Below are 15,777 nucleotides of genomic sequence, written 5' to 3'. Positions count from 1 at the left end.
TTTTTGTTTATCTATTTTCCGGTCGCCTGAGTAGTATGAAACCTCGATGTCACAAGGATAGGGACGTCATGAAGCTGGTATTCTGGATATGGCTGGGCTGGTTGATGGCCTTGCCGGCACATGCCTCGCCTCCTTCCCCACCCAGGGCTGCGCTGGTGGCCGATGAAGGATTGCAGGGCCATCTCGATTTTCTGGCTGGCCGATTGCAGCAGGGGCAGTTTGCCGCCATCGATGCGCTGCTGGACTCCCTGGCCGTGGGCCAGCGGGAATATCTGCTGTGCCAGCTGCTGGCCACCCTCGACAAGACTTCCGGGGCCAGTACCCCGGAGCAGCTTGCCTGGGTGCGCGCCCAGGCGGTCAAGGCACCCCGATGGCTGGTAGAAAAAGAGGTGGATGGCTTTCTGGTCCAGCTGCCCGCCTACGATTTTGCCGCTGCGGCGCGGCTGGTGCTGAACCGCTGGCAACAGCAGGCCTGGCAGGGCAATTATCGCCAGTTGCTGGCGCAGGACAGCTTCCAGTTCAAGCAGATATACAACAGCCGCAACCCTGAACTGGCCTTGCAGCAAGAGGCGCTGCTGGTGGTGCTCGATCAGCAGCCTGCCGCGGTTTTGCAGCGTGAAGCCCATCGACTGGCCGCCATGAACATTTTCCTGCCCGATAACCAGCTGCTGCGACAACTGGTCGAACGCACCGGCGATAGCGCTCTCTATCTAAAGCTGTGGCGTCAACCTGTGGATCACGACAGCGTGGCGGCCCTGAAAAGCGTGGCTCGTTTTCACCAGGGTCAGGATGCGAGCAGCCTGCTGATCGCCGCCAGCCGCAACAGTCGCCTGAAGCAGCCAGCCTTGCACCAGCTCAGCCAGCTCTCCCCCTTGCCCGAGGCGGCGCAGCAATTCCTGCTGGCCGAGCTTGGCAATCGCCATTACAGCGGTCAGGTCGCCAGCCTCTTGCTGCAGATGGATGAACCCAGGTTGCTTGCCCAGTTCGCCGATCGGCTCACCCGACAGGAAAAGCGCCATTCGAGTTCAGTGATGCTGCCTGATACGGGTACACCCGCTGCCCAGCCAGGGTTATAATGCGGCACCTCCTGAACCCGGTAGGGTACCTGCATGAAATACAAGGATTTGCGTGATTTCATCGCGCAGCTGGAACAAAACGGACAACTAAAGCGCATCACTCGCGAGATAGATCCCTATCTGGAGATGACCGAAATCAGCGATCGCACCCTGCGTGCGGGTGGCCCGGCCCTGCTGTTCGAGAATCCCAAAGGCTACTCCATGCCGGTGCTGACCAACCTGTTCGGCACCCCGGATCGGGTCGCCATGGGAATGGGCCAGCCCAACGTCGGCGCCCTGCGCCAGGTGGGCACCTGGCTCTCCTACCTGAAGGAGCCCGAGCCGCCCCGTGGGCTCAAGGAGCTGATGGAGAAGCTGCCCATCTTCAAGCAGGTGCTCAACATGCCGACCAAGCGGCTCTCCTCCGCCCCTTGTCAGCAACTGGTGCTGGAAGGGGAGGCGGTCGATCTGGACCAGATCCCGATCCAGCACTGCTGGCCCGGTGATGTGGCGCCCTTGGTCACCTGGGGTCTCACCATTACTCGCGGCCCCTACAAGAAGCGCCAGAACCTCGGTATCTACCGCCAGCAGAAGATCGGCAAGAACAAGCTGATCATGCGCTGGCTCGATCATCGCGGTGGCGCCATCGATTTTCGCGAGTGGCAGGAAGCTCACCCGGGGGAGCGTTTCCCCGTGGTGGTGGCGCTTGGCGCCGATCCTGCAACCATACTCGGTGCTGTGACCCCTGTGCCCGACTCCCTCTCGGAGTATGCGTTTGCCGGTCTGCTGCGTGGCAGCCGCACCGAGGTGGTAAAGGCCCTCAGTTGCGATCTGGAAGTACCCGCCAGCGCTGAAATCGTGCTGGAAGGTTATCTGGAGCCGGGCGAGTTGGCGCCGGAAGGACCCTATGGGGATCACACCGGTTACTACAACGAGGTGGACGAGTTCCCGGTCTTTACCATCACCCACATGACAATGCGCCGCGATGCCATCTATCACAGCACCTACACTGGCCGTCCACCCGACGAGCCTGCCGTGCTGGGGGTGGCATTGAACGAGGTGTTCGTGCCGCTGCTGCAAAAGCAGTTCCCCGAGATAGTGGATTTCTACCTGCCGCCGGAAGGCTGCTCCTACCGGATGGCGGTGGTCACCATCAAGAAGCGTTATCCCGGCCATGCCAAGCGGGTGATGCTGGGTGTCTGGTCCTTCCTGCGCCAGTTCATGTACACCAAGTTCGTTATCGTCTGTGACGACGACATCAACGCCCGTGACTGGAAGGACGTGATCTGGGCCATCACCACCCGGATGGACCCTGCCCGTGACACCACACTGATCGAACACACGCCGATCGACTATCTCGACTTTGCCTCGCCTGTGTCGGGTCTGGGTTCCAAAATGGGACTGGATGCTACCAACAAGTGGCCGGGGGAGACCAACCGTGAATGGGGTCAGCCCATAGTCCAGGACGAAGCGGTGAAGCAGAAGGTGGATTCCATCTGGGCCGAGCTGAATATTCTCGGCTAAACACGGCTGCCATGGTGCAAAAGGTTGAGGATCTCCGGGCGGAATTGGGTATGCTCGGGGAACCTGACCAGATGCACTGGTCGTCAGTCCACAGTGAATCAATGAGCGAAAGCGGGCCGAGCGAGCCCGTCACAAGGATAAGAATGCAACGTATCAAGTGCCGCGTAGAGGAACTGCGCGAATATGTCGACACCATCTGGCACGTGGCCCTGACGCCGCTGCAAGAGATCAGCTTCAAACCCGGTCAGTATCTGCTGGTGGTGATGAGCGATTCGGACAAGCGTCCCTTCTCCATCGCCAACTCACCGACTCGCCCCGGTGTGCTGGAGCTGCAGATCGGTGCAACCCCGGAGAATGCCTACGCAGGCCAGGTGCTGGCCCGTATGCGCGAGCAGGGGGAAATAGAGGTTGAACTGGCGGCAGGCAAGGCCTTCCTGCGGGAAGAGTCGCCGCGCCCACTGATCCTGATGGCGGGTGGCACCGGCTTTTCCTATGCCCGCTCCATCCTGGAGTATCTGATCGATACCGGCAGCAAGCGTCCTGTGTTCTTCTACTGGGGTGTGCGTCAGGCCCACTGGCTCTACGAGCTGGAGCAGATGCAGCAGTGGGCGAGCGATTATGCGCCGCTGACCTTCATCCCTGTGGTGCAGGAGCCGGAAAGCGGCTGGACCGGCAAGACGGGTCTGGTACACAAGGCCATCATGGATGATTTCGTCAGTCTGCATGACTACGACATCTATGTAGCTGGCCGTTTCGAGATGGCGGGTGCGGCGCGGGAGGAGTTCAAGATCCTCGGTGCCGAGCCTGAGCGCATCTTCGGCGACGCCTACGAGTTCATCTGAGTTCAGAATGGGAATCGGTAGGCCTCAAACAGGCGTCAGTCGTACATGTCGGCCGATTACGCTTCGCTAATCGACCCTGCCAGCTTCTCCTCGGCGAGCCAGAAACAACAAACCCCAGCCAGGCTGGGGTTTGCTTTATGTGCTGTGCGGGCCAGCTGCGACGGCCGGGTTATTCGCCCTTGGCGCCAAACTGCTGTTCCAGCTGTGCCAGCTTGGCCTCGAGGGCCGTCAGCTTCTCACGGGTGCGCAGCAACACCTTGGTCTGCACGTCAAACTCTTCGCGACTGACCAGATCCAGCTTGTTGAGCTGAGACTGCAACACCTGACGGATCTTCTTTTCAACCTCTTCACCCATGCTGCGAATGCCGGGCGGCAGGGAGTTGTGCACCTGTTTGGCGATCTCTTCCAGTTTCTTCGGGTCGATCATGTGATTCTCCTTAAGCAATGGCGCCATTCTACCGACAATTCATCCCCTTTGCCGAGATCGGGGTGGCTTTTTGCCATCAGGAACACAGGGCGTGCTGGTCGGGTCTGGTATCCGGAATGAAGCTGTTAACCTATCGAGTCCCGTTTCTATTCCAATTCCTTGATGTTGTACACAAAAAAAGCAGATCAGATGACCGACCAGACGCTTAACAATTGTTGCGTTGCTGTTAAGATGGTTCGGTCGGGTTTTCACCCTCCCCCGTCAGCACATCATGGATAACAACTAAAAAGAGATAAGGATATGAAAAAGAAGCTAATTTATGCCGCAGTTGTCAGTGCCCTGTTGGCTGGCTGTGGTGGCAGTGACGATAACAAAGGCGATACCTCAAGCTATCTCGACTATCTGTTGACCGGTTCCAATGCGGTACGCCCCAGTGCCCTGGCGGCACGGGCCAGCGATGGCACCCTGAAGTTCTCTACCGAGACGGCAGATCTCTCCAATCCGGTCTCTGCCATGTCAACGCTGGATGGCTGGTCCACGACCCAGGCTATCCAGATTGTGCCTGTCACCTCGTCCGGCATTCAGGTTCAGGCACCGACTGCGGCCGAGTTCAGTGCCTCTGTGGCGCCGCTCTACCTGCTGGAGCTTGCCTTCGACAGCGCTGCACTGCGCCCGAATGGCGTGAAGAAGGTGCTGACCTACGGGGTGGACTTCGTGGTGGCCGCATCGGCTGGCAAGTTGAATCTGGTGCCGCTCAAGCCGCTCAATCCCTCTTCCTACTACATGATAGTGGCCACCGATTCGCTGAAAGACAGCACCGGCAGCCCGGTACGGGCAGGTAGCGACTACAGCAACTACAAGAACAACGCGGGCAGCAATGCGCAGGAGCAGACCATCAATGGTCTGATCGCGCTGCAGGAAGAGTTGTTCAAGGCGGCAACGGGTATCGCCACGGATCACGTGATCTTCTCCGACTGGTTCGGTACCCAGTCAGGCGCTGATGTGCTGGTGGCCGTGAAAGGCGCCGCCGCATCTGTCGTATTGCAGGGGCTGGATGCCGCCAAGGTATGGAAGCAGGATGCGTTGGGCAATACCAGCCTGCCCGGTACCTATACCCTGGCCGTGACCGGCAACGATGACTTCCTGACCCAGCTGGACAATGAGCAGTTCCTGCCGCAGGAGCAGAAGGATGCCATTGCCGCGGCCGTCGCCGCCAGCCCGACGCTGACCGGCATCGCCGGCATGACGAAGGTCTACACCGGTACGGTCAAACTGCCCTATTTCCTCTCCTCACCGGCGACCGCAGGTTCCTGGAGCAAGGCCAAGACCCAGTCCTGGCACGGCGCCATCCCCAGCCTGTACGCTATCGCCAATGCGCTGAAGGCATCTGACAGCGAAGTGATCGCTGGTCTGGTGGGCGCGGGTGTGGATCCGGCCCTGCTGGCAGAGTTGATGGCCGATCCGACTCGTCAGAGCGAGTTGCTGGCCGAGGCGAGCAAGCTGGTCGGGGTGACCCTCACCTCCGGCGGCAAGCCGCTGGATGCCGAGCAGAACATTGGTCGCTTCAATCCGTTGCCGGCACTTGAAGAGGTGCAATCCGTGCCGATGCGCATCTTCGCCAAGGATGCACTGAACACCATCACGGACGTGATCATCTATCAGCACGGCGTCACCTCGGTGAAAGAGAACGCCTATGCACTGGCACTGGGTCAGATTGGCGCAGGTATGGCGGCGAGCAAGAAGGTGGCGCTGGTGGTGATCGATCATCCGCTGCACGGTGAACGTGGCTTCGCCTTGAGTGGCAGCATGGATACGGTGACCACCTCCGACAATCCGACGCCGTATCTGAACCTGAGCTACCTGACAGTGGCGCGGGACAACCTGAAACAGAGCGTGGCGGATCTGCTGGGTCTGCGCATGGCAGTGGGTCTGGCCAATGGCCAGAACGCCATCGGCAGTGCCGGCAACCTCAAGGTACATTTCCTGGGTCACTCTCTGGGTGCCATCTCGGGAGCCAACCTGCTGGCGGTCGCCAATCAGCCGATCGGCAACCCGACGGCGGATGCCCTGTTCAAGTTCGATACCGGTGGTCTGGCCATGCCGGGTGGTGGCATAGCACCGCTGTTGCTGAACTCGCCGACCTTCGGCCCGACCATCAAGATGGGCGTGCTGACCGGTGGCAGTGCCGAGCTGAAGGCGGCCTTCACCGCCTATGCGCCCAACTGCCAGACGGCAGTGCCAACCTGCTTCGTCAACGAGTTCCTGCCTAGCCTGGGTGCAACCACTCAGGCGGCCGCAGCCAGCACGCTGCAGAGCTACAGCTTTGCGGCCCAGTCGGTACTGGATTCGGCGGATCCGATCAACCTCGCCAGTGGCATCAAGGCGGACTTCCCGCTGTTTGCCACCGAGATAGTGGGTGACGGTGCCCTGAGTCTGTCGGATCAGGTGATCCCGAACAGCATAGCGTCCGCTCCGCTGGGGGGTACAGAACCGCTGTTCAAGCTGCTGGCCCTGCAACCGTTGACCGCCACCGGCGCAGCCAACCACCATGCGGCTCGTTTCGTGGCTGGCGGTCACAGCTCCTTGCTGGCGCCGGACGAGAACTTCGATCCGACCGGCGACGTCACTACCGAGATGCAGACCCAGTTCGGCAGCTTCTTTATGAGTGGCGGTACTGCGGTGCAGGTCACCGACAGTTCTCTGCTCAAGCAATAACGCTGCAGACCATAAAAAACGCCGCCCCTCGGGGCGGCGTTCTCGTTTCTGCGACCGGGGCGAGGCCCGGCCGTCAGGCAGGCTGGTGGTGTCTGTCCAGCCAGCCTTGCAGCAGACCTACCAGCAGGCCCACCAGATGGGCCATGTTGGCGGTGCTGGTGCCGAGCATGTCGAAGAAGCCGAGCACCAGCCAGAACAGCATGAAACCCATCAGGGCCGGTGGAAGGGTGAGACCGCAGGCCGGCTGCAGTTTGCTGCGCAGCCAGCAGTAGCCCAGCAGGGCATAGACAACACCGGAGAGGCCGCCAAACAGCGGTCCGCTGACGAAGAACTCGGCGATATTGGGCAGGGCAGCCCCCACCAGCAACAGGACCAGCAGCTTGCCACTGCCGAGGCGTTGCTCGATCTGGCCCCCCAGATACCACCACCAGAGCAGGTTGAACACCAGGTGCAGTATCGAGAAGTGGATAAAGGCCGGGGTGAAGTAACGCCACGCCTGCCAGTCGGTGAACTGGGCCAGGGTCGGGTAGAACGCCAGCTCGTCGAAGATGGGCAGGCCTATGGCATCCAGGGCATAAATGGCCAGACAGGCGATGATCACCACCAGGGTCAGGGGCCCCGCCTGATGGAGGAAATCGGTGACGGGATCCGTCATCCCCTTGCTGTAATCGATGCGGGCATCCGCCTGACCTGACTGCCAGGAGGCCTCCATGTAGCGGGGATGGGACGGATCGGCCAGGAATCGCTTCACCTCCAGCTGGGCCTGGGCGAGGCGCTGTTCATCCGCCAGCCAGACCGAGACGCCGAGCTCTGACTGGGTCAGCTCGCACGAGATGCCGAGGGTGGCGAGATAGTCCACCAGGGCTTGCGCCATGCGGGCGTTGTCGAGCACCAGCAGCTGGATCATGCGTCGCCTGCCTCGATGGGAAACTCCCGGCGCCACGCCTCGAAGCCGCCATCCAGGCTATAGACTTCGTCATACCCCTGCTGCAGCAGGTACTGGGCAGCCCCCTGGCTGCTGTTGCCGTGATAGCAGATCACGATGACAGGGGTGTCGAAGTCCACCTCGTCCATGAAGCGCACCAGGGTGCCGTTGGTGAGGTGGAAGGCACCGACTGCATGGGCTGCCTCGAAGGATTGGGGATCGCGAATATCCACGAGGCGGGCTTCACCGGCAGCGAGCTTCTGGTGGGCATCATGGGCACTGATATGGGCAAACTGGTCCATTTGCATGTCCTGCGAATAGGTAACTGGAGGCCAGTTTACCGCAAGCCTGCGCTGGTGCTAAGCCCGCAATGTGTCCGGTCGTCCCGCCGGGAAGATCGCAATTTTCTTCAATATCAGAACCAGGCTCATGGGTAGGGTGAGATCTCGATATCTTCAACGAGCATTATCCATGGAAATGAGTCTGTTGCTATCCATGGCCGGGTTTGCCCTGGCCATGTCCATCTCTCCCGGCCCGGTCAATCTGGTCGCCCTCAGTGCGGGGGCGCAATATGGTTTTCGCGCCAGCCTGCGCCATGTGGTGGGGGCCACCCTGGGTTTCATCCTGTTGTTGCTGCTGATGGGGCTGGGTCTCGGCGCTGCCCTGTCGCACTGGCCAGTGGCGCTCGGTGGCATCCGCTGGGGAGGCATCCTCTTCCTGTGCTACATGGCCTGGCTGCTGATGATGGACAGCGGAGAGATAGAGAGTGAAGGCGGCACGCCACCCGCTTTTTTATACGGCGCCCTGATGCAGTGGCTCAATCCCAAGGCCTGGCTGGCGGCCAGCATGGGGATGGGGGCCTATGGAGCCGTGGGCGATGTGGGCCAGATAGTGTGGTTTACCAGCCTCTATCTGGTGATCTGTCTGGTTTCTATCGCTTGTTGGGCCTATGTCGGCAGCTGTCTGCAGGCAGTTTTGCTCTCGCCTCACCGCTTGCGCTGGTTCAACCGGGCGATGGCCATGTTGCTGTTGCTCAGTGCCGGTTACCTTGTTCTGGAACCTTGAGGAAGGCACTGCGACTGGTATTGACCCGGGGTCGCGGCGACCAGCCGCTTGAACTGGCGCTGGAAGTGGGCCTGATCGGAGAAGCCCGTCGTCAATGCCACCTCGACCAGAGGCCGTCCCTGAGCGAGCAGGGCTCGGGCCTGGCGTATCCGCTGGTTGAGCAGGTAAGCGTGCGGGGTCATGCCGTAATGACGGCTGAATACTCGCACCAAGTGGGATGGGGTCAGCCCGGCGACTGTGCTCAGGTGCTGCAAGGTGAGGGGCGTCGCATACTCGTCCTTTATCAGCTCGGCGGCGCGTCTCAGATGCAGGGGCGGTGGCTCGCTCCATCTGGCGGGCGTGAGCCTTGCCAGCAGCTGGTGGCTGAACTGGTGACAGACGACCTCCTTGGCGAGGCGATCTTGCTGGTCATCTTGCAAAGTACGATAGAGGCGTAGCAAACCTGCATACAGCACGGGATCCCGACTGGCCGTCATGTCGAAGGGGCGAAAATGGGCCCCCAGCCCGGCCTCCTCCTGCTGGCCGCGCAGCCAGTCGGTATCGAGGTAGAACATCAGATAAGACCAGGGGTGATCGGCGATGGGGTTGCAGGCATGTACCTCTTCCGGGTTCATCAGTACCAGGGTGCCTGCGTTGACCTCCTGTTTTGTGTGCTGGTTGAGATAGTGACTGTGACCACCCGTGATGGCGCCAATGGAAAAATGGGCGTGGCTGTGTTTTTCATAGCAGACGCGGCGGCCATCCTGCACCGCTCGCGCCTCTATGAACGGCAGGGCAGGGTCACGCCAGAAGCTGTGGTGATCCGCCTCCACCCTGGCCCTGCTCATGGGTTAACCACCCAGGTAGGCCTGCCGAACGGCCGGGTTGGCCAGCAGAGCAGCCCCCGAGTCTTGCAGCACCACGTGGCCGTTTTCCAGCACATAGCCCCGGTCGGCCAGTTTGAGCGCCTGGTTGGCGTTCTGCTCCACCAGAAAAATGGTCATCCCTTTCTGGCGCAGCTGCTCTATGGTGTCGAAGATCTGCTGGATGACGATGGGGGCCAGCCCCAGCGAGGGTTCGTCCAGCAGCAGCAGGCGCGGCTTGCTCATGAGGGCGCGGCCTATGGCCAGCATCTGCTGCTCGCCGCCGGACATGGTGCCGGCCCTTTGCTGCAGTCGCTCGTGCAGGCGGGGGAACAGGGTGAACACCTGATCCAGCAGGCCGTGCTGCTCTTCCTTGTCGACGAAGAAGGCGCCCATCAGCAGGTTCTCCTCCACCGTCAGGCGGGCGAAGATGCGGCGCCCCTCCGGCACCACGGCTATGTCCTTGCGCATGATGCGGGCTGTGCTGAGGGAGCTGATCTGCTCCCCCTCGAACCAGATGCTGCCGCTGCTGGGTTTGGGCTCGCCGCACAGCGTCATCAACAAGGTGGTCTTGCCGGCACCGTTGGCGCCGATCAGGGTGACGATTTCCCCCTCTTTTACCTCGACGCTGACGTCGTGCAGCGCCTGGATCTTGCCGTAGTGGGTCGATACGTTGCGAAGTTCTAACATCGTGACTCCTTGGGTCTTACGACTCGCCCAGATAGGCCTTGATCACAGCCGGATTGTTGCGGATCTCATCCGGCTTGCCGTGGGCCAGCGGTGTTCCCTGATTGACCACGAAGATGCGGTTGGAGATGCCCATCACCAGCTTCATGTCGTGCTCAATCAGCAGCACGGAGACGCCGAATTCGTCCCGCAGGCTGATGATGAGATCGTTCAGCTCATCGGTTTCGTTCGGGTTGAGGCCGGCGGCCGGTTCGTCCAGCATCAGCAGGTCGGGCCGGGTCGCCATGCAGCGGGCTATCTCGAGGCGGCGCTGCTGACCATAAGCCAGGTTGCCGGCGGCCCGATTGGCGAGATCCTTGAGCCCTACCTTCTCCAGCCAGAAGGCGGCCTGTTCCAGCCCCTCCTGCTCGGCACGGCGAAAGGCCGCTGTCTTGAACAGACCGGCGATAAAGCCGGTGTTGAGGTGCCTGTGCTGGGCGACCAGCAGGTTCTCCACCGCCGTCATCTCCTTGAACAGACGCACATGCTGGAAGGTGCGCACAATTCCCTTGCGCGCTATGAGATGGCCAGGCAGCCCCTGGATCTCCTCACCCTTGTAGCGGATGGTGCCGCCGCTCGGGCGGTAGAAGCCGGTCAGGCAGTTGAAGACTGTGGTCTTGCCCGCGCCGTTCGGTCCTATGATGGAGATGACCTCCCCCCTGTCGACATCCAGCTTGACGCCGTTGACTGCGAGCAGTCCACCAAAGCGCATCGACAGATCAGAGACTTCCAACAACTTCTTCTGATTCGCGCTCATTTTTGTAGCTCCAGGTGAGGTCTGGTCATCGGCAGCAGTCCTTGTGGCCGCCAGATCATCATGAACACCATCAAGAGGCCGAACATCAGCATGCGGTACTCGTTGAATTCACGGGCCAGCTCCGGCAACACAGTCATGACGATGGCTGCCAGCACCACCCCTATCTGGGAGCCCATGCCGCCCAGCACGACGATGGCGAGCACTATGGCCGACTCGATGAAGACGAAGGATTCAGGGCTGATAAACCCCTGACGGGAGGCGAAGAAACTGCCGGCGAACCCCGCAAAGGTGGCACCTATGGTGAAGGCGGTCAGCTTGATGATGGTGGGGTTCAGCCCCAGGGACTTGCAGGCGATTTCGTCTTCCCGCAGCGCTTCCCAGGCTCGGCCCAACGGCATGCGCAGCAGGCGATTGATGACGAACAGGGTGGCGACAACCAGCACCAGTGCCATCAGATAGAGGAAGATCACCTTGTGGTTGGCGTTGTAGGCGATGCCAAAGAAGTCGTGGAAGGTACCAAAGCCCCCATCTTTGACGGTACGGTTGAATTCCAGTCCAGCCAGGGTCGGCTTGGGAATGCCGGAGATGCCGTTCGGGCCGCCGGTGAGGCTGGTCATGTTGTTGAGCAGGATGCGGATGATCTCGCCAAACCCCAGGGTGACGATGGCCAGATAGTCCCCCCGTAGCCGCAATACCGGGAAGCCGAGCAAAAAGCCGAAGGTGGCGGCCATCAGCCCCGCTATGGGCAGGCACTCCCAGAAGCTCAGGCCGAAATAGGTGTTAAGCAAGGCATAGCTGTAGGCGCCGACGGCGTAAAAGCCCACATAGCCCAGATCCAGCAGGCCAGCCAGACCGACCACCACGTTGAGCCCCAGCCCCAGCATGATGTAAATCAGCGCCAGGGTCGCCAGATCGATGGCACCGCGAGAGGCCATGAAGGGCCAGCTCACCGCAAACAGCAGCACCAGAATGGCGGTGACATTGTAGAGCCGTGGTGCCTCTTCCGGGCTTGGCAGCACCAGCTTGGTGAAACCGGTGGAGAAGCCGCTGATGGAGGCCTGAAACAATCTGCCGATTTGGCCACGCAACAGCTGGAACCAGAACACCAGTGCCGCGCCACCCACCAGCCAGGCCAGCGATATGTCGAGGCGGCTCACGACCAGCAACTGGCTGCCTTCCGTCTCGAGCCGAAAGCCAAGCAACCAGAAGGAGAGCACCATCAGCACCAGGCTGGCGATGCAGGCATGAATAAATTGATGTTTCATACTTTTTCGACCTCCGGACGACCCAGAATGCCGGTGGGCATGAACAGCAAGACACCGATCAGCAGGACGAAGGCCATCACATCCTTGTATTCGGTGCTGAGATAGCCAGCGGTGAGGGCTTCAACCACCCCCAGCAGCAGGCCGCCGAGCACGGCGCCGGGTATGCTGCCGATGCCGCCTAATACAGCCGCGGTGAAGGCTTTCAGCCCGGCCATAAAGCCGAGATAGGGATTGATGACGCCGTAGTACATGCCGAGCAGTACGCCGGCGACGGCGGCCAGGGTGGCCCCCAGCACGAAGGTGATGGAGATGACCACATGGGTATCAATCCCCAGCAGGTTGGCCATCTTGATATCTTCCGAACAGGCCCGGCAGGCCCGTCCCATGCGGGATCGGCCGATGAACTGGGTGAGTGCCAGCATGGTGATGAAGGTCACCACGAAGATGATGAGCTGCATGTAGGAGAGGCTGGCCTGAAAGCCGTCTTCTCCACCCAGGGTCCAGCCCCCGGAGATCAGGGTGGGCATGGCGATATCGCGCGAGCCCTGAGCCATTCGCATCATGTTTTGCAAGAAGATCGACATGCCGATGGCGGAGATGAGGGGGATGAGGCGATTGCCGCCCCGCAGCGGGCGATAGGCGACCCGCTCTATGGTCCAGCCATAGGTTCCCGTAATGATGATGCTGACCAGGAAGGCGCCTCCCAGCAGCAGGAAGGTGCTGTCGATGCCCATCATCATGAGCCCGGCCATCACCATAAAGGCGACATAGGAGCCGATCATGTAAACCTCGCCGTGGGCGAAGTTGATCATGCCGATGATGCCATAGACCATGGTGTAGCCGATGGCGATCAACGCATAGGTGCTACCTATGGTTAACCCGTTCAGCAGTTGCTGAACCAGGTAAAGGAGGTGTTCGGACATACTACGTTCCCTGTGCTTGCCCGCAAGAAGGGAGGGGTGACTCACGTCACCCCGACCGGCAGATTATTTGACTTGAGTGGAGGTACCGTCGGCGTGCCACTGGAACACACCGAATTCAAAGCCTTTCAGGTCGCCACTCGGTGCCCAGCTCAGGGTACCCATGACGGTCTCGATCGGCGTGGCCTTGATGGCGGCAGCGACGGCAGCCGGGTCATCTTCACCCGCCTTGGCGATACCGGCCGCCAGGGTTTGCACCGCGGCGTAGGTGGTCCAGACGAAGGGACCGGAAGAGTCCTGGCCCTTGGCCTTGAACGCTGCGACCAGCGGGGCGTTGGCCGGCACCAGATCGTATTTGTTCGGCAGGGTGACCAGCAGGCCTTCTGAAGCCGGGCCACCGATGGCGGAGATGTCCTTGTTACCTACCCCTTCCGGACCCATGAACTTGGCCTTGAGCCCTTTCTCGGCCGCCTGGCGCAGGATCAGACCCAGCTCGGGGTGATAGCCGCCGTAGTAGATGAAGTCGACGTTCTCTTTCTGCAGTTTGGCGATCAGGGCGGAGAAGTCTTTGTCACCGGCTGTGATGCCTTCGAACGCCACCACTTTCACGCCGGCTTTATCCAGCGAGGCTTTCACGCTGGAGGCGATGCCTTCACCGTACTGCTTCTTGTCGTGGATGACGGCCACGCGCTGGGGCTTGACCTGCTCGATGATGTACTTGGCGGCAGTCGGGCCCTGATCGCTGTCCAGACCAATGGTGCGCAGGGTCAGCTGGTAGCCACGTTCGGTGATCTTGGGGTTGGTGGAAGCAGGGGTGATCATCAGCACGCCTTCATCTTCATAGATGTCGGAGGCTGGCAGCGTATTGTCGGAGCAGAGGTGGCCGACCACGAACTTGACCCCGTCGTTGATCACCTTGTTGGCGATCGCCACAGCCTGCTTGGGATCGCAGGCATCGTCATAGATGACGGCTTCGATCTGCTTGCCTGCGATACCGCCAGCCTTGTTGATCTGTTCGACCGCCATCTTGCCACCGGTGAACTGCATGTCACCGTACTGGGCGACCGGTCCGGTCACAGGGCCGGCGATGCCGATCTTGATGGTGTCCGCCGCATGGGCCAGCGATACCGATCCGAACAGAGCCATAGAAACCGCTGTCCTGACTGCAATTTTGCTCAACTTATTCATCGATTCGTCCCTTAATCAGTGGATTGTTTCATTTTCCGTGTGTCATTCCGAACCAGGATCCCGCCAGTCCGGCAATAGGTATGGTTCTATCATTCCTCGCTGGGCAATAACAAGCTGTTAAAGATACTAACCAGAGAGGGGGGAATAGGGCTTTTTTGAAACAAATAACTGATATTTTTAGTTCGAGTGGGTGTTGCTGCTGATTTATCAAGTTAACATCTTCACAACAAGGTGTGCTGGTGGCAAATAGTAGAGGAAAAAACTGACGATATTTTACTCTGATGCTGCTCCCAATTTGACCAAAATCCGTTTGCGCAAATGGAGGTGACCGCCTAGATTAGCCAGCATTGACAAATCATTGGCAGTGCCCGTTAAAACCAAGCCTTTATTCGGGAAATCTGCTAATGTTCCGCCTTTGATATTCAGGAGACAGAGATGGCCACTATCAAGGATGTCGCCTCGCGCGCAGGCGTATCCATCTCCACCGTCTCACATGTACTCAATCACACCCGTCGGGTTAGCGAAGATGCAACCCAAAAAGTGCTTGAGGCGGTGGCAGAACTCAACTACGCGCCCAACTCGGTAGCGCGCAGCCTCAAGATAAACTCAACCAAGACCATAGGCATGCTGGTGACCACCAGTGCCAACCCCTTCTTTGCGGAAGTGGTGCAAGGGGTCGAAGCTTACTGCTTCGAGCAGGGCTACAGCCTGATCCTGTGCAACACCGAAAACCAGCCGCCCCGCCAGCAGCATTACCTGAGAATGCTGATGGAGAAGCGGGTCGATGGCCTGCTGGTGCTGGGGACCGACATCGACACCCCGCTGCGCGACATGCTGCGCATCCACAAGAATGTGCCACAAGTGGTGCTGGATTGGGGAACCGAGTGCGATTTCGCCAACGTGATCAATGACAACGCCCGCATAGGTGCGCGTCTGGCCGTGCGCCATCTGCTGGAGCAGGGTCACACGGACATCGTCTGTATCACGGGCCAGATCTCCAAGCCAACCACCCAGCAGCGACTGGCCGGGGTACGCGATGCCCTGGGCGAGCAGGGTCTGACTCTGAAAGAGGAGCAGATCTTCGAAGGGGATTACGAGAGCCAGAGCGGTTTCGATGCCATGCAGCGCATCCTGGCCCTTACGCCTCGCCCAACGGCTGTGTTTGCCTTCGATGATCCCATGGCCATAGGTGCTATCTGCGCTGCCTGGGAAGCCGGGGTCAAGGTGCCGGATGATATCTCCATGATCGGCTATGACGATGTGGAAATGGCGCGCTTCTCCAGCCCGCCGCTCACCACCATACGCCACCCCAAGGCCGAGCTCGGCCTGCTGGCGGTGAAGCATCTGGTGAGCCGCATCCGCAACAAGGCGCTGGAAGTCGAGTCCATGACGGTAGAGCCCGAGCTTATCGTCCGTCGCTCGGTCAAATCCCTGCGCTGACCGCCATGCCGTATTGCACGGCATAGTCGGCACCACGAAAAACCCCCTCTTTACCGAGGGGGTTTTTGTTTATGGGCGGGGGGCGT

General features: G+C 60.2%; 15 protein-coding genes. 6 read left to right on the top strand and 9 right to left on the bottom strand.

Annotated elements, in window-relative coordinates; all coding sequences use genetic code 11:
* Positions 1-68 precede the first annotated feature (68 nt).
* The 3 genes from ONZ54_RS22255 (at position 69) to fre (ending at position 3,421) form a co-directional block, all read left to right on the top strand.
* Positions 69-1,076, top strand: coding sequence for a hypothetical protein (locus ONZ54_RS22255; protein WP_271787185.1), 1,008 nt, complete (start codon positions 69-71; stop codon positions 1,074-1,076).
* 33 nt (positions 1,077-1,109) lie between these two features.
* On the top strand, positions 1,110-2,579 hold the full coding sequence (gene ubiD / locus ONZ54_RS22250) for a 4-hydroxy-3-polyprenylbenzoate decarboxylase (protein ID WP_005320666.1): 1,470 nt from the start codon (positions 1,110-1,112) through the stop codon (positions 2,577-2,579).
* Between the two features lie 143 nt (positions 2,580-2,722).
* Positions 2,723-3,421: an NAD(P)H-flavin reductase gene (fre, locus tag ONZ54_RS22245; protein ID WP_058395831.1), complete on the top strand. Its 699-nt coding sequence runs from the start codon at positions 2,723-2,725 to the stop codon at positions 3,419-3,421.
* Positions 3,422-3,590: 169 nt separating this feature from the next.
* On the opposite strand, the gene ubiK is transcribed toward fre, so the two are convergent.
* A complete protein-coding gene (gene ubiK / locus ONZ54_RS22240; RefSeq protein ID WP_005320662.1) occupies positions 3,591-3,848 on the bottom strand; it encodes a ubiquinone biosynthesis accessory factor UbiK in 258 nt (85 codons plus the stop codon).
* 300 nt (positions 3,849-4,148) lie between these two features.
* Here ubiK and ONZ54_RS22235 point away from each other — a divergent pair, with 300 nt between their 5' ends.
* Complete coding sequence (locus ONZ54_RS22235; RefSeq protein WP_271787184.1) at positions 4,149-6,563, top strand: VolA/Pla-1 family phospholipase; 2,415 nt, start codon at positions 4,149-4,151, stop codon at positions 6,561-6,563.
* 73 nt (positions 6,564-6,636) lie between these two features.
* Here ONZ54_RS22235 and glpG read toward each other — a convergent pair whose 3' ends face one another.
* On the bottom strand, positions 6,637-7,470 hold the full coding sequence (gene glpG / locus ONZ54_RS22230; protein WP_021139520.1) for a rhomboid family intramembrane serine protease GlpG: 834 nt from the start codon (positions 7,468-7,470) through the stop codon (positions 6,637-6,639).
* The gene (gene glpE, locus ONZ54_RS22225) at positions 7,467-7,790 is read right to left on the bottom strand and encodes a thiosulfate sulfurtransferase GlpE (protein WP_096117913.1); all 324 of its coding nucleotides are present in this window, start codon (positions 7,788-7,790) and stop codon (positions 7,467-7,469) included. The genes glpG and glpE overlap by 4 nt, the downstream gene beginning before the upstream one ends.
* Positions 7,791-7,959: 169 nt before the next feature.
* Between glpE and ONZ54_RS22220 the strand changes: the two genes are divergently transcribed.
* Positions 7,960-8,553, top strand: a complete 594-nt coding sequence (locus ONZ54_RS22220; protein ID WP_096117912.1) for a LysE family translocator — start codon at positions 7,960-7,962, stop codon at positions 8,551-8,553.
* On the opposite strand, the gene ONZ54_RS22215 is transcribed toward ONZ54_RS22220, so the two are convergent.
* From ONZ54_RS22215 to ONZ54_RS22190, 6 genes are all read right to left on the bottom strand, one after another.
* Positions 8,532-9,380 (bottom strand): AraC family transcriptional regulator, encoded by an 849-nt coding sequence (locus tag ONZ54_RS22215; protein WP_271787183.1) that lies wholly within the window; start codon positions 9,378-9,380, stop codon positions 8,532-8,534. The genes ONZ54_RS22220 and ONZ54_RS22215 overlap by 22 nt on opposite strands.
* Positions 9,381-9,383: 3 nt before the next feature.
* Positions 9,384-10,085, bottom strand: coding sequence for an ABC transporter ATP-binding protein (locus ONZ54_RS22210; protein ID WP_005320651.1), 702 nt, complete (start codon positions 10,083-10,085; stop codon positions 9,384-9,386).
* A 16-nt stretch (positions 10,086-10,101) separates the two neighbouring features.
* On the bottom strand, positions 10,102-10,878 hold the full coding sequence (gene livG, locus ONZ54_RS22205; protein WP_087756853.1) for a high-affinity branched-chain amino acid ABC transporter ATP-binding protein LivG: 777 nt from the start codon (positions 10,876-10,878) through the stop codon (positions 10,102-10,104).
* Positions 10,875-12,143: a high-affinity branched-chain amino acid ABC transporter permease LivM gene (locus ONZ54_RS22200; protein WP_005320647.1), complete on the bottom strand. Its 1,269-nt coding sequence runs from the start codon at positions 12,141-12,143 to the stop codon at positions 10,875-10,877. Before ONZ54_RS22200 ends, livG begins: the two co-directional genes overlap by 4 nt.
* A complete protein-coding gene (gene livH, locus ONZ54_RS22195) occupies positions 12,140-13,066 on the bottom strand; it encodes a high-affinity branched-chain amino acid ABC transporter permease LivH (protein ID WP_005320646.1) in 927 nt (308 codons plus the stop codon). Before livH ends, ONZ54_RS22200 begins: the two co-directional genes overlap by 4 nt.
* 63 nt (positions 13,067-13,129) lie before the next feature.
* Positions 13,130-14,251 carry a branched-chain amino acid ABC transporter substrate-binding protein gene (locus tag ONZ54_RS22190; protein ID WP_017411787.1) on the bottom strand — a complete coding sequence of 374 codons (1,122 nt, stop codon included), beginning with the start codon at positions 14,249-14,251 and terminating at the stop codon, positions 13,130-13,132.
* Positions 14,252-14,686: 435 nt separating this feature from the next.
* On the opposite strand from ONZ54_RS22190, the gene ONZ54_RS22185 reads away from it, so the two are divergent.
* Complete coding sequence (locus ONZ54_RS22185) at positions 14,687-15,691, top strand: substrate-binding domain-containing protein (RefSeq protein WP_005320642.1); 1,005 nt, start codon at positions 14,687-14,689, stop codon at positions 15,689-15,691.
* Positions 15,692-15,777: the final 86 nt, after the last annotated feature.

The organism is Aeromonas salmonicida (genome assembly GCF_028355655.1).
Classification (GTDB): domain Bacteria; phylum Pseudomonadota; class Gammaproteobacteria; order Enterobacterales; family Aeromonadaceae; genus Aeromonas; species Aeromonas salmonicida.
Note: the sequence above shows the minus strand (reverse complement) of the source record. Positions and strands in the feature narration are given on the sequence as shown.

What these genes read in the sequence shown, in the direction of transcription:
- ONZ54_RS22190 (WP_017411787.1), bottom strand. Translation starts at nt 14,251, where the DNA reads ATGAATAAGTTGAGCAAAATTGCAGTCAGGACAGCGGTTTCTATGGCT.
- fre (WP_058395831.1), top strand. Translation starts at nt 2,723, where the DNA reads ATGCAACGTATCAAGTGCCGCGTAGAGGAACTGCGCGAATATGTCGAC.
- livH (WP_005320646.1), bottom strand. Translation starts at nt 13,066, where the DNA reads ATGTCCGAACACCTCCTTTACCTGGTTCAGCAACTGCTGAACGGGTTA.
- ONZ54_RS22210 (WP_005320651.1), bottom strand. Translation starts at nt 10,085, where the DNA reads ATGTTAGAACTTCGCAACGTATCGACCCACTACGGCAAGATCCAGGCG.
- livG (WP_087756853.1), bottom strand. Translation starts at nt 10,878, where the DNA reads ATGAGCGCGAATCAGAAGAAGTTGTTGGAAGTCTCTGATCTGTCGATG.
- ONZ54_RS22235 (WP_271787184.1), top strand. Translation starts at nt 4,149, where the DNA reads ATGAAAAAGAAGCTAATTTATGCCGCAGTTGTCAGTGCCCTGTTGGCT.
- ONZ54_RS22185 (WP_005320642.1), top strand. Translation starts at nt 14,687, where the DNA reads ATGGCCACTATCAAGGATGTCGCCTCGCGCGCAGGCGTATCCATCTCC.
- ONZ54_RS22255 (WP_271787185.1), top strand. Translation starts at nt 69, where the DNA reads ATGAAGCTGGTATTCTGGATATGGCTGGGCTGGTTGATGGCCTTGCCG.
- glpE (WP_096117913.1), bottom strand. Translation starts at nt 7,790, where the DNA reads ATGGACCAGTTTGCCCATATCAGTGCCCATGATGCCCACCAGAAGCTC.
- ONZ54_RS22200 (WP_005320647.1), bottom strand. Translation starts at nt 12,143, where the DNA reads ATGAAACATCAATTTATTCATGCCTGCATCGCCAGCCTGGTGCTGATG.
- ubiK (WP_005320662.1), bottom strand. Translation starts at nt 3,848, where the DNA reads ATGATCGACCCGAAGAAACTGGAAGAGATCGCCAAACAGGTGCACAAC.
- glpG (WP_021139520.1), bottom strand. Translation starts at nt 7,470, where the DNA reads ATGATCCAGCTGCTGGTGCTCGACAACGCCCGCATGGCGCAAGCCCTG.
- ONZ54_RS22220 (WP_096117912.1), top strand. Translation starts at nt 7,960, where the DNA reads ATGGAAATGAGTCTGTTGCTATCCATGGCCGGGTTTGCCCTGGCCATG.
- ubiD (WP_005320666.1), top strand. Translation starts at nt 1,110, where the DNA reads ATGAAATACAAGGATTTGCGTGATTTCATCGCGCAGCTGGAACAAAAC.
- ONZ54_RS22215 (WP_271787183.1), bottom strand. Translation starts at nt 9,380, where the DNA reads ATGAGCAGGGCCAGGGTGGAGGCGGATCACCACAGCTTCTGGCGTGAC.